17 protein-coding genes and 2 pseudogenes are annotated in these 21,295 nt (G+C 63.6%); 11 read left to right on the plus strand and 8 right to left on the minus strand.

The features are described 5' to 3' along the window. Positions 1–181 precede the first annotated feature (181 nt). The gene (locus PSEMO_RS12275) at positions 182–850 is read left to right on the plus strand and encodes a response regulator (RefSeq protein ID WP_075803336.1); all 669 of its coding nucleotides are present in this window, start codon (positions 182–184) and stop codon (positions 848–850) included. After that, positions 847–2,172: an ATP-binding protein gene (locus tag PSEMO_RS12280; RefSeq protein WP_075803337.1), complete on the plus strand. Its 1,326-nt coding sequence runs from the start codon at positions 847–849 to the stop codon at positions 2,170–2,172. Before PSEMO_RS12275 ends, PSEMO_RS12280 begins: the two co-directional genes overlap by 4 nt. Positions 2,173–2,175: 3 nt before the next feature. Here the strand turns inward: PSEMO_RS12280 and PSEMO_RS12285 are convergent, their stop codons facing one another. Next, positions 2,176–3,096 (minus strand): LysR family transcriptional regulator, encoded by a 921-nt coding sequence (locus tag PSEMO_RS12285; RefSeq protein WP_075803338.1) that lies wholly within the window; start codon positions 3,094–3,096, stop codon positions 2,176–2,178. A gap of 103 nt (positions 3,097–3,199) precedes the next feature. Here PSEMO_RS12285 and PSEMO_RS12290 point away from each other — a divergent pair, with 103 nt between their 5' ends. Together PSEMO_RS12290 and PSEMO_RS12295 are read left to right on the plus strand one after the other, a co-directional pair. Further along, on the plus strand, positions 3,200–3,952 hold the full coding sequence (locus PSEMO_RS12290) for an SDR family NAD(P)-dependent oxidoreductase (protein WP_075803339.1): 753 nt from the start codon (positions 3,200–3,202) through the stop codon (positions 3,950–3,952). A 123-nt stretch (positions 3,953–4,075) separates the two neighbouring features. Further along, complete coding sequence (locus PSEMO_RS12295) at positions 4,076–5,272, plus strand: N-acetylmuramoyl-L-alanine amidase (protein WP_075803340.1); 1,197 nt, start codon at positions 4,076–4,078, stop codon at positions 5,270–5,272. On the opposite strand, the gene dapA is transcribed toward PSEMO_RS12295, so the two are convergent. The 4 genes and pseudogenes from dapA to PSEMO_RS12315 all read right to left on the minus strand — a co-directional run bounded on the left by dapA (position 5,269) and on the right by PSEMO_RS12315 (position 9,453). Then, positions 5,269–6,132 (minus strand): 4-hydroxy-tetrahydrodipicolinate synthase, encoded by an 864-nt coding sequence (gene dapA, locus PSEMO_RS12300; RefSeq protein ID WP_075803341.1) that lies wholly within the window; start codon positions 6,130–6,132, stop codon positions 5,269–5,271. The genes PSEMO_RS12295 and dapA overlap by 4 nt on opposite strands. 270 nt (positions 6,133–6,402) lie before the next feature. Beyond that, a pseudogene (locus tag PSEMO_RS12305) lies at positions 6,403–6,808 on the minus strand (ACT domain-containing protein). 356 nt (positions 6,809–7,164) lie between these two features. Then, positions 7,165–7,767 (minus strand): annotated as a pseudogene (locus PSEMO_RS12310) (histidine phosphatase family protein); the annotation flags it as partial. Positions 7,768–7,905: 138 nt separating this feature from the next. Then, the gene (locus PSEMO_RS12315) at positions 7,906–9,453 is read right to left on the minus strand and encodes a tail fiber protein (protein WP_075803343.1); all 1,548 of its coding nucleotides are present in this window, start codon (positions 9,451–9,453) and stop codon (positions 7,906–7,908) included. Positions 9,454–9,876: 423 nt separating this feature from the next. On the opposite strand from PSEMO_RS12315, the gene PSEMO_RS12320 reads away from it, so the two are divergent. Further along, positions 9,877–10,401 carry a hypothetical protein gene (locus tag PSEMO_RS12320; RefSeq protein WP_144443570.1) on the plus strand — a complete coding sequence of 175 codons (525 nt, stop codon included), beginning with the start codon at positions 9,877–9,879 and terminating at the stop codon, positions 10,399–10,401. Positions 10,402–10,499: 98 nt separating this feature from the next. Here the strand turns inward: PSEMO_RS12320 and PSEMO_RS12325 are convergent, their stop codons facing one another. Then, the gene (locus PSEMO_RS12325; protein WP_075803345.1) at positions 10,500–11,105 is read right to left on the minus strand and encodes a cupin domain-containing protein; all 606 of its coding nucleotides are present in this window, start codon (positions 11,103–11,105) and stop codon (positions 10,500–10,502) included. A 45-nt stretch (positions 11,106–11,150) separates the two neighbouring features. Continuing rightward, positions 11,151–13,103: an oxidoreductase gene (locus PSEMO_RS12330; RefSeq protein ID WP_075803346.1), complete on the minus strand. Its 1,953-nt coding sequence runs from the start codon at positions 13,101–13,103 to the stop codon at positions 11,151–11,153. Positions 13,104–13,254: 151 nt separating this feature from the next. Between PSEMO_RS12330 and PSEMO_RS12335 the strand changes: the two genes are divergently transcribed. Both PSEMO_RS12335 and PSEMO_RS12340 read left to right on the plus strand, forming a co-directional pair. After that, positions 13,255–14,298 carry an ABC transporter substrate-binding protein gene (locus tag PSEMO_RS12335; protein WP_075803347.1) on the plus strand — a complete coding sequence of 348 codons (1,044 nt, stop codon included), beginning with the start codon at positions 13,255–13,257 and terminating at the stop codon, positions 14,296–14,298. Positions 14,299–14,360: 62 nt separating this feature from the next. Beyond that, a complete protein-coding gene (locus PSEMO_RS12340; RefSeq protein WP_075803348.1) occupies positions 14,361–15,113 on the plus strand; it encodes a class II aldolase/adducin family protein in 753 nt (250 codons plus the stop codon). Positions 15,114–15,586: 473 nt separating this feature from the next. Here PSEMO_RS12340 and PSEMO_RS12345 read toward each other — a convergent pair whose 3' ends face one another. After that, positions 15,587–16,027: an RrF2 family transcriptional regulator gene (locus PSEMO_RS12345; RefSeq protein WP_075803349.1), complete on the minus strand. Its 441-nt coding sequence runs from the start codon at positions 16,025–16,027 to the stop codon at positions 15,587–15,589. Between the two features lie 181 nt (positions 16,028–16,208). Between PSEMO_RS12345 and PSEMO_RS12350 the strand changes: the two genes are divergently transcribed. The 4 genes from PSEMO_RS12350 to PSEMO_RS12365 are packed head-to-tail and all read left to right on the plus strand — an operon-like array spanning position 16,209 to position 21,289. Continuing rightward, positions 16,209–17,810 carry an ABC transporter substrate-binding protein gene (locus tag PSEMO_RS12350; RefSeq protein WP_075803350.1) on the plus strand — a complete coding sequence of 534 codons (1,602 nt, stop codon included), beginning with the start codon at positions 16,209–16,211 and terminating at the stop codon, positions 17,808–17,810. A 51-nt stretch (positions 17,811–17,861) separates the two neighbouring features. Continuing rightward, the gene (locus PSEMO_RS12355; RefSeq protein WP_075803351.1) at positions 17,862–18,821 is read left to right on the plus strand and encodes an ABC transporter permease; all 960 of its coding nucleotides are present in this window, start codon (positions 17,862–17,864) and stop codon (positions 18,819–18,821) included. A gap of 3 nt (positions 18,822–18,824) precedes the next feature. Continuing rightward, entirely contained in the window at positions 18,825–19,652 is an 828-nt protein-coding gene (locus tag PSEMO_RS12360) for an ABC transporter permease (protein ID WP_075803352.1), read from the plus strand. Positions 19,653–19,654: 2 nt separating this feature from the next. Further along, the gene (locus PSEMO_RS12365; protein ID WP_075803353.1) at positions 19,655–21,289 is read left to right on the plus strand and encodes an ABC transporter ATP-binding protein; all 1,635 of its coding nucleotides are present in this window, start codon (positions 19,655–19,657) and stop codon (positions 21,287–21,289) included. The last annotated feature ends 6 nt before the right edge of the window (positions 21,290–21,295 follow it).

A 21,295-nucleotide genomic window follows, 5' to 3' on the forward strand; every position in this document is an offset into this window, starting at 1 on the left:
CGCCGGGCAATAGTTCTTTATTTTCTGCCGGTCACTTCTTAATTTGTCCTCAAGGCAAAACACGTCGTTATAACCGGCGAAAATTAAGCGAAACTAAAATTCCATCATTTTTTAGGAAGTAGCTGAATTCACTGGTTTTTCGGGTTTAGCATGATTGTTTTCAGGCACGGACGGAGCTGCAATGCGGGTATTGCTGGTGGAAGACGACGAACTGATCGGTGACGGTATTCGCACGGGCTTACGCACACATGGCATCGACGTCAGGCATGTTTTTACCGCCGCCGAGGCGGAAGCGGCACAGGTCGATGAAAGTTTTCATGCGCTGGTACTCGATCTCGGTTTGCCGGATCGGGACGGCATCGAACTGCTCGGTGTGTTGCGCAACTTCGAGCCCGGTTTGCCGGTATTGATCCTGTCGGCCCGGGACTCGCTCGAACATCGCCTGGAGGGGCTGAACCGCGGCGCCGATGACTACCTGGTGAAACCCTTCGATCTGCGCGAACTCGCGGCCCGGCTGCATGCCCTGATCCGTCGCGCCCAGGGGCGGGTGGCACCGATGATCCTGGCCGGTCCTTTGCGCCTGGACCCGTCCGCCGGACAAGCCTGGCTGGATGGCCACCCCGTGGTGTTGTCACGCCGGGAAATCGACCTGCTTGCCCATCTGGCCGACAGCCGTGGCGGCTGGGTGCCTTCCACGCAGCTCAACGAGCGGCTCTTCGGTCTGGCCGATGATGTCGGCGGCAATGCCCTGAACGTGCATATCCATAACGTGCGCCGCAAACTGGGCGCGGAGGCGATCGAGACCGCCCGGGGCCTGGGTTTCCGCCTGGGCTGGAGGCATGACGGGTGAGCCTGCGTTTGCGTGCGGTGCTGGTGGCCGGGCTGTCGTTGATGGTGCTCTGGGGGCTGGCGGCGGGCTGGATGATGCGCGGGGTGCAGGGCAATCTTGACCGCACTCTGGACGGGCGTCTGGCGATGTCGGCGCGCATGGTCGCCGGGTTGCTGGAGCGCGCCGCACTCGGCGCCGAGGCGACCAGTCCGGATTTTCGCGAAGGCATACGGGTCACCGGCAAGGAAGGCATCGCCTGCGAGATTCGTTTGCTGCAAGGGGAAATCCTCGCACGCAGTTCCAGCGGCTCGCCCTCGATCTTCCACGACCTGCCGCCCGGGCTGAGCACCCGTGAGATCGACGGGCATTTCTGGCGCATCTACGTGCTGCGCACCGAGGCGGGTTACCAGGTCAGCACCGCCGACCGCCTGGACAACCGCGAGCGGCTGATCGGCGAGATGCTCTGTGCTGCCGGGGTCCCGTTCCTGATCGCGGTGCTGGGCAGCCTGGCCGCCTTGTGGATCGGTATCGGTCGTGGCCTGCAACCGCTGGAGGTCTTGTGCGGGCAACTGCGCAATCGCCAGGCGGATGACACCATGCCCATCCAGCTCATTCGCCCGCCCAAGGAACTGCGGCCCGTGCTCGACGCCATGAACGCCTTGCTCGACCGCCTGACCCAGGTCATCGCCGGCCAGCGCGCCTTCACCGACGCCGCCGCCCACGAGTTGCGCACGCCGCTGACGGTGATCGACACCCATCTGCAGATCATCCGCGAGGCCGGGGGCGACGATGCGCGCAAGTCCCTGGGCAGTGCGGAAGAGGGCGTGCGCCGACTGCGCCGGACCCTGGACCAGATGATGACCCTGGCCCGCACCGAGGTGCCGGTGGCCAGCGAGGACCGCTGCGAATCGCTAATGGACGTGGTGAGCAGCGTACTGGTCAGGCTGGATGTGCAGGAGCAGGGGCGTGTGCAGGTCAGCAGTCGCGGGGACGACCGGGGCAGCGCGGTGCCGGCATCGATGCTGGATACCGTGCTGCGCAACCTGCTGGACAACGCCTTGCGCTATTCGCCGGGCGCCTCGTCGGTGGAGGTGCAGGTGGCATTTGCCAACGGCCAGTGCACCTTGACGGTTGCTGACCGTGGACCGGGCTTGAGCGCAGCCTCCGTGGCGCAAATGGGCCGGCGTTTCTGGCGCGGGGATCATGGACGGCGGCGCACCGATGGGGCCGGGCTGGGCCTCTCGATCGTCCAGGCCATCGCCGTTCGCTTCGACGCCGTGCTGGCGCTCGAGCCTCGCGAGGGCGGTGGTTTGACGGTGAGTTTTACCTGCACGGCCGGATAGCGATCACTTCGCTTCATGCCGCCAGGCCGGGCTCGCCAGATGCTCGGCGAAGAAGTCCGAGAGCGCCTGGACCTTCCTCGGCCGGGTTCTTGCCGACGGCGTCACGAAATACAGCCCGCCCTGGGTCATGTGCCAGTCGGGCAGTACGCGTTCGAGACGGCCATCGGCCAGGTACTCGGCGGCGATGAACTCCGGCAGCTCGGCGATCGCCATGCCCGCCAGCAAGGGCGCGACCAGGGCATCCGAGTTGGTGACGCGCAGTGGCCCGCGGGGCGTGACGTCGTGCTCGCTGCCGTCGCCGTGGGTGAACCGCCAGACCTGGCTGCGGGCACGGTAGGCGTAGCTCATGCAGGCATGTTCAGCGAGTTCGCGGGGGTGGGCGGGTCGGCCTCGTTGTTCGAAGTAGCTGGGCGCGGCGAGCAGATACTGAGTGACCGCACAGATACGCCGCGCCACCAGGGAAGAGTCCGGCAGGGCCGCAATGCGCAACGCCGCATCGAAGCCGTCGGCCACCAGGTCTACCGTAGAGTCGGAAAGGTGCAGGTCCAGCTCCAGGCCCGGATAGCGGGCCAGCAGTTCCGGCAGCAAGGGTGCGACCCAACGCAGTCCGAAGGACATCGGCACTGCCAGGCGCACCAGGCCGCGAGGTTGCACCGACAGTTCCTGGGCGGCGCTTTCCATCTCCTCGGCCTGGCGGTACAGCGCGCTGGCCTGTTCGACCATGCGCTGGCCGAACTCGGTCAGGGCCAACTGGCGCGAGGTGCGATTGAACAGGCGACCGCCGAGACGCTCTTCCAGGCGCGCCACGGCCCGGGACACCGTGGGCACCGATACCGACATGGCGCGGGCCGCCGCCGCATAGGAGCCTTCTTCCGCCACCTTGGCGACCATTGCCAGACCTTCGAAATCGGGGATTCTTGCCATTTCATTTCTGTAATGATGAGTTTCGAATGATTCTATTTTGAAAATAACCAGGGGTCGATACGCTTCTCCCATCCAAACGCACAACCCAACCGGGAGAAACACCATGAGCAAGAAACTTGAAGGCAAGATCGCACTGGTTACCGGCGGCACCACCGGCATCGGCCTGGCCACCGCACAACGTTTTGCCGAGGAGGGCGCCCATGTCTACGTCACCGGTCGCCGCCAGGCCGAGCTGGACAAGGCGGTCGCCCTGGTGGGCAATGCCACGGGCGTGGCGGTCGATTCGACCCGGCTCGAACAGCTTGATGAACTCTATGCCCGCATCCGTGATGCCCACGGCCACCTGGATGTGCTGTTCGCCAATGCTGGCGGTGGTTCCATGCTGCCACTGGGCGAGATCACCGAGGAGCACTATGACGACACCTTCGATCGCAACGTGAAGGGCGTGCTGTTCACGGTGCAGAAGGCTCTGCCGCTGCTGGCGGCGAAAGCGTCGATCATCCTCACCGGTTCAACGGCGGGCAGTTCGGGAACGGCGGCGTTCAGTGTGTACTCGGCGTCGAAGGCGGCGGTACGGGCCTTTGCCCGGAGCTGGATCCTGGATCTCAAGGGGCGCGATATCCGGGTCAATACCATCAGCCCGGGTGCCACCCGGACCCCGGGGCTGGTCGATCTGGCCGGGCCTGATGCGCAGCAACAGCAGGGCTTGCTGGATTATCTGGCGTCGCAAGTGCCGTTGGGCCGGGTTGGCGAGCCGGTGGAGATTGCCAATGCGGCGGTGTTCCTGGCCAGTGATGATTCGAGTTTCGTGAATGGGGCCGAGTTGTTCGTGGATGGTGGGCAGGCGCAAATCTGATCAGGCCTTGGGGCCGCAAAGCGGCCCCAAAACATTCACTTGAGTGCCAGCCTGAATAATTGTTACGTTGTAACACTTTTGATCTGAGCAGCCTCGGCAAGCAGAGGCGCCTATGGAAAGTGTATGGATAGACGTAGTTTGTTGAAATTTCTCCTGGCCGGCCTGGCATTGCCGGCCTCGTTCGTGGCCCAGGCCTCCCAGGCCGTGCGCCGGGTGACGGTCAGTCAATCGGCCGGCGCCACGACCTTCCTGTTCGACCTGAGCGGGCCGGTGGTGACCAACAGTTTCAACCTGGAGTCGCCGCCACGCCTGGTCCTTGACCTGCGCCAGGCGGTGCTCGATGCGCCCTTGAACAGCCTTGTACTCGATGGCACTCCCGTGCGCGCCATCCGCAGCGGGCAGACGCCAACCGGTGACCTGCGCATCGTCCTGGACCTGGCCGACGCGGGTGTCCGCGGCGAACTCCGGCCGGTACCCGGCACTGGCCACCGTCTGGAACTGCGCCTCTCGGGTGGGCCGGCGAAGGCGGCAGTGGTCGCCAGTAGCCAGGTACCTGCACCGCTGGCGAAAGGCAAATCAGGTCGCGACCTGCTGGTGGTGATCGATGCCGGCCATGGCGGCAAGGATCCGGGTGCGGTTGGGGCCAAGGGCGAACAGGAAAAGCTGGTCGCCCTGCAGATCGCCACGCTCCTGGCCAAGCGGGTCAATGCGCAGAAGGGCTACAAGGCCCGGCTGGTGCGTTCCGACGATATCTTCATACCCCTGCGCAAGCGCGCCGAACTGGCCCAGCGCCTGAATGCCGACCTGTTCGTCTCGGTGCATGCGGATGCCGCGCCTCGACTCACGGCATCCGGTGCCTCGGTCTTCGCCCTGTCGCAGAACGGCGCCAGCTCCTCGATGGCGCGTTGGATGGCACAACGGGAGAACGGTGCCGATTCCGTCGGCGGCGGCCTGGCCGTGAAGCTGCGCAAGGACGACCCGATGGTGGCCGGCGTGCTCCTGGACATGTCGATGAACGCGACCATCTCCACCAGCCTCAACCTCGGGCATCAGGTGCTGGCGCAACTGGGCGAGGTCTCCAGTCTTCATCAGTCGCGGGTCGAGCAGGCCGGATTCGCCGTGCTCAAGTCGGCGGCGGTGCCGTCGATCCTGGTCGAGACCGGTTTCATCTCCAACGTCGGCGACTGCCGGCGCCTGCATGACGCGCGGCATCAGCGCAAGGTTGCCGAGGCGATCTTCGCCGGGGTGGAGGGCTACTTCCGCCAACAACCGCCGCCGGGCAGCCTGATCGCTGCAACGGCGGGTGTCGAGCCGGCCTAGGCCAGCGCTTCGAGTACTGCCTGCAAGCGTCCAAGCGTCGCGGCACCGCTGGTCTGCATGGGCTCACGCAGTTCGTTGGCGATCAGGCCCTGGACGCTGAGTGCTGCCTTGACCACCGCGGGGTTGGCTTCGCAGAAGGCGGTCTGGATCCATGGCAACAGCCGATAGAACACCGCCCGTGCTGTGCCGAGATCCCCCTCGTCCATATGCCGCATCATCTCCACGTAGAGGTCTGCCCGGATATGCGCCGAGGCCGAGATGGCACCGGCACCGCCCAGGGCGAGATGGGTGAAGATCTGCAGGTCCTCGCCGGCCAGCACCTGGGCATCGCCGTCCTGGATCAGGGCCAGGGTGGTCTCGATATCGCCACCACAGTCCTTAACCGCGGCGATATTCGGGTGACGCACGATCCTGCGCAGCGTCTCCCGCTCGATGCGCACGCCGGTGCGGTAGGGGATGTCGTAGACCACCAGCGGAACGGACGCCGCATCGGCCACGGTCTGGAAGAAGGATTCGATGCCTTGCTGCGACGGCCGGATATAGCACGGCGCCGGGACCAGCAGACCAGCGATGTTGCGCTGCTGGATCTTCTGCTGGAAGGCCAGCACCTCCTGCAGGTTGTAGCCCGACAGGCCCATGATCACCTGGTGCGGTTGGGCGACCTGCAGCACCGCATCCAGCACCGCGAGCTGTTCATCCTTGCCCAGGGCCGCCGCCTCGCCGGTGGTGCCGCACACGGCCAGGCCCCTCACGCCTTCGGCGAGCAGCTTCTGCGCCAGGCCTTGAAGTGCTTCGAAATCGACCTGGCCGGAACGAAAGGGTGTGGCCAGTGCAACCCAGATACCGCGAAAATCAGACATGCATTACTCCTCAGGCAGACCGAACTGGACGTCAGAGGAGAGAAGGGGAATCAAGCGGGGGGAGACCTTGCGCTATCTGTCCTGTCAGCTCATCTGACGGGACAGCGCCCCGGTCAAATGAGCGGCTGTTTCTTGGATTTCTTGGCAACGGACAGGCATGCGCTGACCGGGGCGTGAAGGCCCGGGGCAGTTGGCATGGAGTCGTTGCTCAAGATCATGGTGATTCTGTTGCAAGAAAATGTTTCCGGATAATGCGGAAGATTCAGCGGATTAGTCAACACCCGAGCGCGACAGCGTTTGAAGAACGTCCATGGCCTTCGCGGCATCGTTCTTACTCACGAAAATATGATCGTGGTAGAACGCGGCGATAACGTTGCAACTGATACCGGCATTGCCAAGTGCCGTGGCGAAGGCGGCCGTCAGACCCACGGCATCGAGGGCCGAGTGGATGGTCAGGGTGATCCAGGCTGCGACGAAACTGTATTCCAGGCCCAGCGCATCGGCTTGTTGCCGCTCGATGATGGCGGTCAGGCCTTCCTGTTCGCGGAAGGTGCCCAGTGCTTCGACGCCTTGCAGGGCAGCGGCATTCGCCACGGTGCAAAAAGACGAACTCGCCTTCGTTCAAGATTGGGCTCATGCCCAGAAGCAGGGCCGTGATCGATTTTTCGCCTGACATAACGTGATTCCTGGTTGAGGAGGGGGCTAGTGTGCAGGCTGGATTTTCATAAGTTTAATTAATGTTGGTTATGGTGGATCAGTAACGCTGATGCGACGCGGACCCTGTGGGAGCTGGCTTGCCAGCGATTGCGGCAGTGAATCCAACATCGCAATCGCTGGCAAGCCAGCTCCCACAGGGTCCGCGTAATATCAACGGCCTTTTCTCATTAACCGCTCCACGACGGCAAAGGCATTGTCCGCAGGGTCTGGCCGATCGCTTTCGTAGTGGTTGCGCGCCAACGCAGCGAACGCAGCCTCGACGGCTTTTTCCTTGGGATTGCGATCGATGAAGGATTTGCGCGGATGATGGGTTTCCCACGCAGAATCGTCCTGAGTGCGGGAGATCCTGTAGCTACCGCCATTGGCAAGGTGATTGTCGATTTCATAGCGGCGCCATTCGCGCATGGCCTGGCCATCGATCGGCGCCGGGCCACGCTCGATCAGCCAGGCGACCAGGCTGAGGAACTGGCCGTGGGAGAACACCAGGATGGCCTGTGCCGGATGGGCTGCCAGTCGATCGAGGAAGGCGCTGGCGCGCCCGGTGAGCTGCAGAAATGACTCGGCACCTTCGCCGTCGACGTAGGCCGGATCTGCGTCCGCCCAGTACTGATCGACCCACTGCTTGCGTTGAGCGACCGTGGTATCGACGCACCTGGCCGGTGCGAGATAGGTGAACTCTTCGATGGGCCAGGTCTCGACCGGCACGTCAGGAAACCGCGAGGCGGTGACCGCGGCGGTGTCCTGGGCTCGCAAAAAGGGCGAGACAATGATCAGGTCGGGGGCCTGGGTGATGGACTGCGCGATGTCCCGGGCCTGTTCACGTCCTTTGTCCGTCAGCGGGATAGTGGCGTGGTCACGGGAGGCGGCGCCGGCGTTGGCGGCGCTTTGTCCATGGCGTAGGAGTCGAATGTTCTTCATGGATCTTTGACACTTTTGAAATGGAAAAGAGTGCGAATTCAGTGCTGGAGTACAAAAGTGCTCCTGGCCTTTGACACGGTAATAGCGAAACCCGCCCGGATCACGCCGGGCGGGTTGCTCTGCCAGCCTCAGGATGACTCAGACGGTGGCCGTCGCATACTTGATGTAGTAAAGAATGTTGGCGTTCAGCGGCCGGGTTTCGGCGTCTCCGCCCCCGACCACCGGCGTCTGGGCACCATCCCATTCCGCCACGCTGCTGCAGAGAATGGCGGCAGCGGTATCCGCGTCATCCGTGGGCATGTGATCGACCGGGCCGGTGATATCGCCAGCCTTTGGCCGCCCGGTGGCGCCGCCTTGTCGCGAGCCGACATTGGGGCCGCAATCTCCCCCGGAGGCTGCCGACGTGCGTGAAGTGGCGTCAGGGTCGCGGCCCTGGCCGTGGTCGGCGCCCCGGAGGAAATAGCCTCGATAGTCGGGTACGTTGAAGTTGCTGATCCCATCTCCACCATTGGCATCGGCGATGGCGAAGCCGAGATACTGATACTGGTCGCTGTTGGGGTAACTGGCTCCGTCGCAGGGGAGCCACTGTGTCGCTGGCGGCGCCACGTTACCCGCGAAGCCGATGATTGCACCGATGGGGAAAAGGTCCGGGGTATTCGGGACACTGCCTTGCAGCAGGTAGTAGTCAACGGCAACGTTGACCGGGCGCGTCTCCTTGTCGCCGCCACTGGCGGTGAATGAAACGGTCACGCTGTTCTGGTTCCATTCGGCGTTGTCGTGGCCGGCGCAATGGTCCGAGGTTTTTTCCGAGTTGCCCAGGTTGATCGACAGGGTGAACGGGTTGACCGGCGCCGCCGTTGCCCAATCCTGGATCGAGCCCACTGCGTTGCCCGTTGCACCACCGACCGCCATGGCGGTGCGGCCCGATGCATCGGGATCACGCTTAGTGCCGTTGTCAGCTCCGCGCAGGAAGCGCCCGCGGTAGTCCGGCAGGTTGAATGCGGAGCCGTCGCCGCCGTGTGCGGTGCCGATGTCCTGGTAGAGCTCTGGATACAGATTTATCGGGAGCCGGCTTCCGTCGCACAACAGGTAGGACTGCCGCAGGATCATGCTGCCCGAGCTGCTGGTGCCGGCAAAGGCAACCACCACGCCGGTTGGCATACTGCCGCCGTCGACGATCTTGATGATGTAGTTGACGTAGGCATTGATCGGCCGGGTCTCGGCGTCGCCGCCACCGTTCGAGTAAAAGGTCTGGCCGCCGCCGGGTTCGAGCATGTCCGCGTTGGTGCCGCTGTAGGCACGATGGTCATCCGTGGGCACGTGCGGCACCAGGGCCTGGAACGGCGTGTTCGGCGTGGCGGTGGCAAAGGCCTGCACGCTGCCGACCCGTGCACCCGTCGCCGCGCCGCTGCGCGGGGACTTGCGGTCGCTGGCACCCTTGTCGACGGTGCCGCTCGGGTCGACGCCGCGCAGGAAATAGCCTTGATAGTCCGGCAGGTTGAAGCGGGTATTGCCGTCGCCACCGTTGCAGGTGCCGATGGCCGCGAACAGTGCCGGGTAGTCTGAAATCTGCAACTCGCTGCCGTCACAGATGGACCACCCCATTTCGTTGAGCTGGTTGTTGCCGAGGTTGCCGGCATAAGGCAGAACAGCGCCGACCGGAACGGAAATATCCTTGCTTTGCATAGGTTGCTCCTTTAAATGAGGACGGCACCTGCCATCCGTTACGTCAACGCGGGCCTGTGGAAGTACGAACGCCTTCGGCATAGGCAAACTGGATGAAAAGGGTCAGCAGCCCTTTACGGCAGTGGGCGAAGGAGGCCAGTCTGCACTCGGTAATGGCACTTGGATATCACTGAAAATGGGTAAAAAGCTCACTATGGAGTGCATCATCCGGGTAGCGGTCAGTGGCGATGCAGTGGCGACCAGGGCAACATTGATGGCTGAACATCTTGAAAAACCTCAGTGCTCGCGGCACTGAAAGTCGGTTTCCCTCAATTTCAGACAGAACCTGGAGAGCGCAGCGGGGATTGATTGCTGGCTTCTTGACATTGTCCTGACGAACACCTTAGCTCTTGATGAAGCCCGTCATCCGGACGACGGGCCGGGGTGGATGAACGTCTTTCGGAACCCTCGAATTTCAATGGACTGGAAGTGATGACAATAACAATCAACAAGATTGACAGCCTCTGGTTCCTACTGATTTCCACCTTCGTTCCGCTGCTGGTAATCATTTATGGCGACTACCTCTATGCAGGGCTGTGGTATTACCTTGTCATTCCTTTAGCGGCCTGGCTGGTGGCGGTTTTTTTCTACTCGGGAAGCGGATTTCTAAGCGGATTGGCCATTGCACTGGCGCTGGAATACTTGTTGTTCTGGCAGATGAACTGGCGCGCCGATCACCAGGAGGGGCTGCTGGGCCTGGTGCATCTTTTCTCAGTGCCCGGTGTGCTGCTGGGCGTGATCTATGCGGCCCGGTTGCTGAAGCGCAAGCCTCCAAAGTCCTGGCTGGCCGTATTGCTCATATCCTGCGCGAGCGTGTTGGCGGGATTCACCCTGATGCAGATCTTCTTCTTCGTGTTTTCTTATTTGCAGGCCGGGTTTTGGTTGTTGGTGTTCAGGTTGGTGGGGTAGGGCACTACAGAGTCAGGCAGGTCCGGTTGAACGTCGGATCTCCAGGCAGCTTGATCCCGTCGATCATGCACGGCGCCCCTGTTGTTCCCGTCGCAGGCTTAAAAGGAAGGCGGGGTAATTACCCAGATCACCACCGCGTCGACGTTGCCAGGGTTGCCGTAACGGTGCGGTTCCTGGCTCGAGAAACTGAAGCTGTCACCTTCGTTCAGCTGGAAATACCGCTCACCGACCCATAGCTCGAATTGTCCGGACAGCAGATACCCGGCTTCCTCGCCTTCATGGCTGTAGCTTTCCTCGCTGTAGGTGCCCGGGGGAAAGCGCGAATGCAGGATCTCAAGCTCGCGGTTGGGCTGCGGGGTGAGCAACTGGTCGACGATGCCGTCTTCGTAGTGCACGCTGAGCCGGCTGTTCTTGCGCACCACGTAGCCTTCATCCTCCGGGGCGGTGTTGGCTTCGCTGGCGAAGAACCACTGGATGGTCACCCCCAGGTTGCGGGCAATCTTGAACAGTGCCGGGATTGACGGGTAGGACAGGTTGCGCTCCAGCTGGCTGATGTAGCCGGCAGTCAGCTCGCTACGCTCGGCCAGCTCGGCCAGGGTCATGTTCCGGCGCTTGCGCAGGCCCCGAATGCGGCTGCCGAGAAACTGCGGCGCGCTGCCGCCGTCCTCGGCTGCGGGTGGCGCTTTGCTTTTGTGGCGGTTCATGGCGTTTTCCTGTCGGCCTTGCAAAGTCCCGGAGTATAAACAGGCTCACAAGCCGGCGGCGACCTTCAGCCCTTCATGGATCGCTTCCTCGACCGTGCGCGGGGCCAGACAGTCGCCGATGCGCTGTACCGGTACCAGGTCGCTGATCTGTCCGGCCAGGGTGTCCACCGGCTGATGACCCTGGCACAGCACCAGGGTGTCGATGTCCTCGAAGATCATCGCCTCGCCACTGGCGGTGTGCTGCAGATAGACGGTGTTGTCGTCGCAGCCGTAGAGGCGGGCATAGGGGGTGATCGGGATGCCCAGCTTGTGCAGCTCACCAGCCAGTTGGTCGCGCACGTACAGTGGCAGGCTCTCGCCGCAGTGGGTGCCATTGACCGCCAGTTGCACCTGGTGGCCGGCGCGCACCAGACGCTCGGCGATGCCGGGGCCGATCCAGTCGCAACGCCAGTCCACGACCATCACCGAACGGCCGAGCCTCACCTCGTCGCGCAGCACCTGCCAGGCGTCTACCACCTGCAGTTCGCCGCCACGTTCGAACACCGGCCAGTAAGGCTCCGCTCCGGTGGCGATGATCACTTCATCCGGACGCTCGCGCTCGACCAGGGCCCGGTCGACCCGGGTGTTGCGCACCACCTCGACGCCGGCGAGTTGCATTTCCCGTTGCAGGTTGGTGCTGGCGCCACCGAATTCGCTGCGCCGGGGCAGTAACTGCGCCAGCAACACCTGGCCACCCAATTGTGCGCTGGCCTCATACAGCGTCACCCGGTGTCCGCGGGCCGCGGCCACGGCGGCCGCCTTCATTCCGGCAGGCCCGCCGCCGACCACCATCACGCGTTTGCGCACACTGGCGGGCGGTAGTTGGCCATATTGCTGCTCGCGGCCGGTTTCCGGGTGCTGGATGCAGGAGATCGGCAAGCCCCGGTGGAAATGGCCGATGCACGCCTGGTTGCAGGCAATGCAGGCGCGTACGTCCTCGACGCGGCCGCTGTCGGTCTTGTTCGGCATCTGCGGGTCACAGATCAGCGCGCGGGTCATGCCGCAGACATCGGCCTGGCCGCGGGCAAGGATCAGCTCGGCTTCCTGGGGCTGGTTGATGCGACCGGTGACGAACAGCGGAATTTGCAGGCGTGATTTGAAGGTACCGGCTTCCCGGGCCAGGTAGGCCGCCTCGATGGCCATGGGCGGCACGATGTGAATGGCGCCCCCCAGCGACGCCGAGGTGCCGGCCACGATATGGATGTAATCCACATGGCTTTGCAAGGCTTGCACGGCAGCCAGGGATTCGTCTTCGGTCAGGCCTTGGGCATCGCGCTCGTCGGCGCTGATGCGCAGGCCGACGATGAACTGCTCGTCAGTGCTGGCGCGCACGGCGGCGATGATTTCCCGCAAAAAGCGCAGTCGCTGTTCGAGGTCGCCGTTGTAACCGTCGGTGCGGCGGTTCACCCGGGGGTTGAGGAACTGTGCCGGCAGGTAGCCGTGGCTGGCGACTATCTCGACGCCGTCGATGCCTGCCTGGTGCAGGCGCCGCGCGGCGGCGGCGTAGCCGGCGACGATCTCGTCGATCATCGCCTGGTCCAGCTCCCGAGGCATCACCCGGAAGCGTTCGTTGGGTACCGCCGAGGCGGAATAGGCCACCGCCAGCAGGCCGTCGGCCGACTCCATGATCTCGCGCCCCGGGTGGAAGACCTGGGACAGCACCACGGTGCCGTGGGCATGGCAGACCTCAGCCAGGGCGCGGTAGCCCTCGATGCAGGTGTCGTCGGTGGCCATCAGCACGTGGGAGGTGTAGCGGGCGCTGTCGTGCACCCCGGCCACCTGCAACACGATCAGGCCGACACCGCCTTCGGCACGGGCCTTGTGGTAGGCGATCAGCCGCGCGTTGACCAGGTTGTCGGTGGGCATCGAGGTGTCGTGTCCGCTGGACATGATGCGGTTTTTCAGACGCTTGCCACGGATCTGCAGCGGTTCGAACAGGTGCGTGTAGGCGGTCGACATGCGGTCAGGCTCCGGCTTGTTATTGTTGTTTTTCCATAAAAGTGTACCTTCAGTAAAAAATCAACTTGTTTTTTTACTTGTCGAGCACTAGCTTCGATAGCACCCCCGCCTCAGGGGCGAACCTCAGAAAAACAATAACGAGGGTACTTCGATGAGAGCTTTTGCACGTAAACCGGGCGTGTGCGCGTTGTGGTTGTGCCTCGGCCTGGGCACCGCCCAGGCGGCACCGGACATGGTCGTGGTGGGGTATGGCGGCGCCGGGCAGAAGGCCCAGGACGTGGCGTTCTTCCAGCCCTTCAGTGCCCAGGACAAGAGCAAGCTGATCCAGAGCGAATACAACGGCGAGATGGCCCGGATCAAGGTGATGGTCGATACCGGCAATGTCGACTGGGACGTCGTGCAGATCGAAGGCCCCGATTTGCTGCGTGGCTGCGATGAAGGCATGTACGAGCGCCTGGACTGGAACCGCCTGGGGCGCAAGGACCAGTTGATTCCCGACGCCGCGCAAGACTGCGGTTCGGCGGCTCTGGTGTGGAGCGTGGCGATTGCCTACGACCACGACAAGCTGGCCCAGGCGCCGACCTCCTGGGCGGACTTCTGGGATGTCAGGAAGTACCCGGGCAAGCGCGGCCTGCGCAAGCGTGCGGTGTACAACCTCGAATTCGCCTTGCTGGCCGATGGCGTCAAGGTCGAGGACGTCTACAAGGTGCTGGCGACGCCCGAGGGCGTGAACCGGGCGTTCGCCAAGCTGACTGAGCTCAAGCCCAACATCCAGTGGTGGGAAGCCGGCGCCCAGCCGCCGCAATGGCTGATGGCCGGTGACGTGGTGATGACGTCCACCTACAGCGGCCGCATCGCGGCAGCGGCGCAGAACGGCAGCCCGCTCGCGCTGGTGTGGCCGGGTAGCCTGTATGGCATGGATTACTGGGCGATCATCAAGGGCTCAAAACATGTGCAGCAGGCCGAGCGCCTGATCGCCTATGCCAACCAGCCGGAGGCACAGGTGCGTTACGTCGCGCAGATTCCCTACGGCCCGACCAACATCGAGGCGGCGGCGCAGCTTGATCCAACGCTGGCCAAATGGGTGCCGACCGCTAAGCAGAATCTGGAGGGGGCACTGGCGATGAATGTCGAATTCTGGGTCGACCATGGCGATGAACTGGAAGAACGCTTCAACGCCTGGGCCAGCAAGTAACCTGAAACCGCCGGGCAGTTGCGCTTGCCCGGCGCTCTTGAACCACCTGAGAGTTCCCCATCATGAAATCCGAACGGCAATTGCGCGAGGAACTGGCCGCCTGCTACCGGCTGATCGCGCATTTTCGCATGAGCGACCTGATCTTCACCCATATCTCGGTGCGCCTGCCGGGGCCTGAACACCATTTCCTGATCAACCCCTACGGGCTGATGTTCGATGAAATCACCGCGTCCAGCCTGGTGAAGATCGACCTGGCCGGACATGCCGTCGAACCCTCGCCCTATCCGGTGAACCCGGCGGGGTTCGTTATCCATAGCGCGATCCACAGTGCCAGTGAAGACGCGCAATGCGTGCTGCACACCCATACTCGCGCCGGTTGCGCGGTGGCGGCGCTGGAGTGCGGGTTGTTGCCGGTGAACCAGATGTCCATGGAGTTCTACGGCAAGGTCGCCTACCACGACTACGAAGGTGTGGCGCTGGACATGGCCGAGCAGCAGCGGCTGGTGGCCGACCTGGGCAACAAGCCGGTAATGATCCTGCGCAACCATGGTTTGCTGGCGGTCGGACGCAGCGTGAGCGAGGCGTTCATGCGCATGTATTACCTGGAGAAGGCCTGCGAGATCCAGCTGGCGGCGCAGGCCAGTGGCAAGCTGGTGCTGCCGCCTCACGAGGTGTGCGCGCATACCGAGCGGCAGTTCAATGACCCGGGGCGGCCGCTGGAGGAGGGGCAACTGGCGGACCCGGACGGGATGCAACTGGCGTGGACGGCGCTTTTACGGTTGCTGGAAAAGGTTGCGCCGGGGTATCGCGATTGAACACAGGCCGGTCGCGCAGAGAACCGTTCTTGAGCTCGGCGCGCCACCTGTGGGAGCGAGCTTGTCGGAGCGCCGAACCGTCGCGAAGGACCGCAAAGCGGTCCCAAAGCCATCCACCTAAGTGTGTCAGGAAGGGCGCGTACTCAGGTTTTACGACGGCTTCGCGGCCCTTCGCGAGCAAGCTCAGGGCCGGGGACACTGCCGGATCCGGGGTGGGGCTGAGGGCCTCATCGCTGGCAAGCCAGCTCCCACAGGGTTCTAGGTCAGTCGCAACATTTGTGCCCGGCGTGGACCTTGTGGGAGCTGGCTTGCCAGCGATTGCGGTAGTGAATTCACCATCTCAATCGCAGGTGAACCCGCACACAGGTCCCATGTAAATCAAAAAGTTACGATTTGTTCTATGAGAGCGGGTAACCCCGTTCCCACAAGGACCCTGCTAATGTGTTGTTCCACGAGGGCAGGCCTGTACAGGCTCAGCCGAGCTCTGCCAGTTCCCTGGGCGTATCGAACGCCACGAACAACTGATCCGCCGTAATCGTCCCCAGATCCAGCCGCATGTTCTGCTCCAGCATCGCGAACAGTCGGGTGAACACCTCGTACACCTTGCAGTGATCCTCATGCCCGGCAAACGGATTGTCGATCTTCTCGGCGATCAGCGAACTTTCCTGCACCGCGTCATACACCTCGCGCAGGGTGATCAGCTGCGGCGCGCGCGCCAGCGTCACGCCGCCTTGCGCCCCGCGATAGGAGGTGAGGATGTTCGCCTTGACCATCTGCGACACCAGTCCGCGCACGCGGGTAGGGTGCACCTTGACCCACTTGGCGATGGTTTCGGTACGCAGCTTGTGCGGTGCGTTGGCCGCGACGAACGACAGGATGTACGAAGCCGTGATAAGGCGGGTCGACTGGCTCATGGAGGAAAAAGCTCCCTGCGAAAATGGAAATTCTACACCGTTGAACGCCCGTCATCGGACGCTGGAAAACAGCTTGTCGGGCCGATAATGTATTTGTTACGGTAACAATTACAAATAAGCAGCTTCGACGCAATCCGCTTGACCGAATAACCATTCTTCACGGTTCACAGGGGGCAGTGCAATGAGCGATAAGAACAACAAGAATCCTCAAGCGATGTTCGACAGCGGCCTGCCGCGTCGGGATTTCCTCAAGTACAGTGCCGCCGCTGCGGCCATTGCCGGGGCCTTCTCCCTCGGCCTGCCGTTGCGCGGCCATGCCGTCGAAGCGACGCCGAAACCGGGTGGCAGCCTGCGCCTGGGCCTGGCAGGGGCCAGCACCACCGACTCCAAAGACCCGGGCTCCTGGGTCGACACCTTCACCTTCATTGGCTTTTCGGCGGTCTACAACACTCTCACCGAAATCTCCGTCGAAGGCACCGCCATCCCTGAGCTGGCCGAGCGTTGGGAATCCAGCCCGGACGCCAGGGTCTGGACCTTCACCCTGCGCCAGGGCGTGACCTTCCACAATGGCAAAAGCCTGAGCGCCGACGACGTGGTGGCTTCGATCCAGCACCACCTGGGCGAGAAATCCACCTCAGCAGCCAAGACCGTACTGGGCGACGTCGCCCACGTGCGTGCCTCCGCCCCGGACACCGTGGTATTCGAACTGCACGCAGGTAACGCCGACTTCGCCTACGTGGTCGCCGACTATCACCTGGTGATCATGCCGGCCAAGGACGGCCAGGCCGACTGGCAGGCCGGCGTCGGCACTGGCGGCTACCGCATCAAGTCCTTCGAGCCTGGCGTGCGCATGGACCTGGAGCGCAGCCCTGACTACTGGAAGCCGGGCAGGGCGCATTTCGCCAGCGCCGAGCTGCTGGCCATCAGCGACGGTGCCGCGAGGGTCAACGCGCTGGTTACCGGTAAAGTCGACGTGATCAACAAGGTCGACCTCAAGACCGTGGCCCTGCTCAAGCGCAACCCGAAGCTTGTGATCGAGGAAACCAAGGGCGCCCAGCACTACACCTTCCCGATGCTCTGTGACAGCCAGCAGTTCCGTGACAACAACGTGCGCCTGGCCCTCAAGCATGCAATCAACCGCGAAAACCTGCTGGCTTCGGTGCTCTACGGCTACGGCCAGGTCGGCAACGACCATCCGCTGCAGCCGGCCAACCGCTTCATCAACCCGGCGCTGGAGCAGCGCGCCTACGATCCGGACAAGGCGCGCTTCTACCTGCGCCAGGCCGGTATGGACAGCCTCAAGGTGCGCCTGCAGGCCTCCGATGCCGCCTACAGCGGCGCGGTGGACGCCTCGGTGCTGTTCAAGGAGCAGGCACGCCAGGCCGGAATCGATATCGACGTGGTGCGCGAGCCGGCCGACGGCTTCTTCTCCAATGTCTGGATGAAACAGCCCTTCACCACCTCGTTCTGGTACTCCAGCCTCACCGCCGACCGCATGTTCAGCATCGGCTACGCCAAAGGCGCGGCCTGGAACGAGACCCACTGGGACAACCCGCGTTTCAACCAGTTGCTCAATGCCGCTCGCGGCGAGATGAACGAGCCGCTGCGCCGCGAGATGTACAACGAAATGCAGGCGCTGTGCCGCGACGATGGCGGGGCGATCGTGCCGTTGTTCGCCAGCTCCGTGGCCGCCCGTTCCAGCCGCGTGGCCCATGGTCCGCTCACCGCCCCCTACGGCGAGCTGGACGGCCTGCGGGTGATCGAACGCTGGTGGCAAGCCTGATCCGCGAGCGCATTCAAGGGCTGACCCTGCATCCAGTCGAGGAGTTGTACGGTGAACAATCTTGGCAAACTGCTTGTGCAGCGACTGGCCCTGGGCCTGTTGTCGCTGTTTGCGGTCTCGGTGGTGATCTTCCTGGCAGTCGGCATGCTCCCGGGCGACATCGCCCAGGCCATGCTCGGCCAGTCGGCGACTGCGGAAACCGTGGCAGCGTTCCGCGCCCAACTGGGGCTGGACCTGCCGGCGCTGCAACGTTTCATACAGTGGGCCTGGCGCCTGCTACACGGTGACCTGGGCGTTTCCCTGGCGAACCAGCGGCCGATTGCCGAACTGGTCGGTGCGCGGTTGGGCAACACCTTCAGCCTGGCCTTGCTGGCGGCGCTGGTATCGGTGCCGACCGCGCTGTTGCTGGGCATGCTCGCGGCGTTGTACCGCAACAGCTGGTTCGACCGGCTGCTCAATACCAGCGCCCTCAGCGCCGTGTCGTTCCCCGAGTTCTTCGTCGCCTACATCCTGATCCTGGTGTTCGCGGTGAAGCTGGAATGGTTGCCGGGCATCTCCAGCCTGTCGCCCGACGCCTCGCTGGGCGAGGTGCTGGAAGCCTCGGTGCTGCCGGTCGCGACCCTGAGCCTGGTGGTCATCGCACAGATGATGCGCATGACCCGCGCCTCGCTGATCAACCTCCTAGCCAGCCCTTACATCGAGATGGCCCGGCTCAAGGGCGTAGCGCCGTCGCGCATCATCTTCAAGCATGCACTGCCCAACGCCCTGGCGCCGATCGTCAACGTGGTGGCGCTGAACCTGGCGTACCTGGTGGTGGGCGTGGTGGTGGTGGAGGTGGTGTTCGTCTACCCCGGCCTGGGCCAGTTGCTGGTGGACTCGGTGGCCAAGCGCGACATCCCGGTGGTGCAGGCCTGCAGCCTGATCTTCGCCGGCACCTACATCCTGCTCAATACCGGCGCCGACGTGCTGTCGATTGCCAGCAACCCACGCCTGATGCATCCGAAGGGGTAGACCATGAACCTGATCACACCTTTGCTGCGCGCACCGCTGAGCGCCAAGTTCGGCCTGCTGGTGATTGTTGCCTACGTCGTGGTAGCGCTGTTCGCACCGCTGCTGGCGCCCTACGGCGAAACCCAGGTGGTGGGCGACGGGTTCGCGCCGTGGAGCCCGGAGTTCCTGCTGGGCACCGATAATCTCGGCCGCGACATGTTCAGCCGCCTGCTCTATGGCGCCCGCAATACCCTGGGTATCGCCTTCCTGACCACCACCCTGGCGTTCCTGCTGGGCGGCCTGTGCGGACTGGTGGCGGCGATCAAGGGCGGCTGGATTGACCAGGGGCTATCGCGGGTGGTGGACATCCTGATGGCCATCCCGCAACTGATCTTCGCCTTGCTGCTCCTTAGCGTGGTCGGCACCACGGCCACCTCGCTGGTGCTGGTGATCGCGCTGCTCGATGCCACTCGGGTGTTCCGCCTGGCGCGGGCGGTGGCGATGAGCGTAGTGGTGCAGGACTTCGTCGAGGCCGCGCGGCTGCGCGGGGAAGGGCTATGGTGGCTGGTCAGCCGGGAAGTGCTGCCCAATGCCGCGGCGCCGCTGATCGCCGAGTTCGGCCTGCGCTTCTGCTTCGTCTTCCTGTTCATCAGCGCCCTGTCGTTCCTGGGCCTGGGCATCCAGCCGCCAACCGCCGACTGGGGCAGCATGGTGCGCGACAACGCGGTGCTGATCACCTTCGGTGACGTCAGCCCGCTGCTTCCGGCCCTCGCGGTGGCGTTGATCACGGTGAGCGTGAACTTCGTCGTCGACTGGGTGCTGCACCTGTCCAGCGGCCTGAAGGAGTGCTGAGCATGAGCAATGATACCTTGCTGGAAATCCGTGGCCTGAAGATCGAAGGCCACTATGAAGACGCCTGGCACCCGCTGATCAAGGGGATCGACCTGACCCTGAAGCGCGGCGAAGTGCTGGGCTTGATCGGTGAGTCCGGGGCGGGCAAATCCACCCTGGGCCTGGCATCGATGGGCTATGTGCGCGATGGCTGCCGGATCACTGGCGGTAGCGTGTGTTTCGATGGCATCCAGTTGCTGGAGGCCAGCGCCGAGACCCTGCGCACGCTGCGCGGCCTGCGCATCGCCTATGTCGCGCAAAGCGCCGCAGCGTCGTTCAACCCGGCGCACCGGCTGATCGACCAGCACGTGGAAACGGCGGTGACCAATGGCGGTATCGACCGCGCCAAGGCCAAGGCCGAGGCGGTGGAGCTGTACCGCATCCTGCGTCTGCCAGACCCTGAAAACATAGGTCAGCGTTACCCGCATCAGTTGTCGGGTGGCCAGTTGCAGCGGGTGATGACGGCCATGGCGATGGCCTGCCATCCCGACCTGATCATCTTCGACGAACCGACCACCGCGCTGGACGTCACTACCCAGATCGAGGTGTTGGCAGCGATCCGCGATGCGGTGAAAACCTTTGGCAGTGCAGCGCTGTACATCAGCCATGACCTGGCCGTGGTGGCGCAGATGGCCGACCGCATCATGGTCCTGCGCCACGGCAGCCTGGTGGAGGAAGCGCAGACCCGCACCATGCTCAGTGCGCCGCAGGAGGAATACACCCAGTCGCTGTGGGCGGTGCGTAATTTCCATACCTCGGCCAAGGCGTGCCCGGGCAATGAGAAGCCGCTGCTGGAAGTACGCAATACCGACGCCGGCTACGGCCATCAGCCGGTGCTGCACGATGTGTCGCTCAAGCTATATCGCGGCCAGACCCTGGCGGTGATCGGCGAGTCGGGCAGCGGCAAGAGCACCACGGCGCGGCTGATCAGCGGGTTGCTGCAGCCGACTGCCGGGCAGGTGCTGTATGACGGCGAGCCGCTGCCGGCGGACTATCGCCAGCGCAGCAAGGAGCAGTTGCGGCGCATCCAGATGATTTACCAGATCCCCGACACCGCGCTCAATCCCCGCCAGCGCATCGTCGACATCATTGGCCGGCCGCTGAGTTTCTACCTCGGGCTCAAGGGCAAGGCGCTGCGCGAGCGGGTGGCCGAGCTGCTGCGGATGATCGACCTGGAGCCGGCCAAGTACATGGACCGTCTGCCGCGGGAACTGTCGGGCGGGCAGAAGCAGCGAATCTGCATTGCCCGCGCCCTGGCGGCGGAGCCGCAACTGATCCTCTGCGACGAAGTCACGTCGGCGCTGGACCAGCTGGTGGCCGAGGGCGTACTGAAACTGCTCGACCGCATCCAGCGCGAGCTGGGCGTGGCTTATCTCTTCATTACCCACGATGTGGCCACGGTGCGCGCCATCGCCGACGAGGTGCTGGTGATGCAGCGGGGCAGGGTGGTCGACCACGGCAGCCGCGAAGCGATCTTCCGCCCGCCGTTCCGTGACTACACCGGTTTGCTGTTCTCCTGCGAACCAGAGATGGACCCGGACTGGCTCGACCGGCTGTTGGCGACGCGTGATTCCACTTCCCCTTTGGCGACGGTTTGAGGATTG

It is taken from the genome of Pseudomonas putida (assembly GCF_001941965.1).
GTDB classification, from domain to species: Bacteria; Pseudomonadota; Gammaproteobacteria; order Pseudomonadales; family Pseudomonadaceae; genus Aquipseudomonas; species Aquipseudomonas putida_L.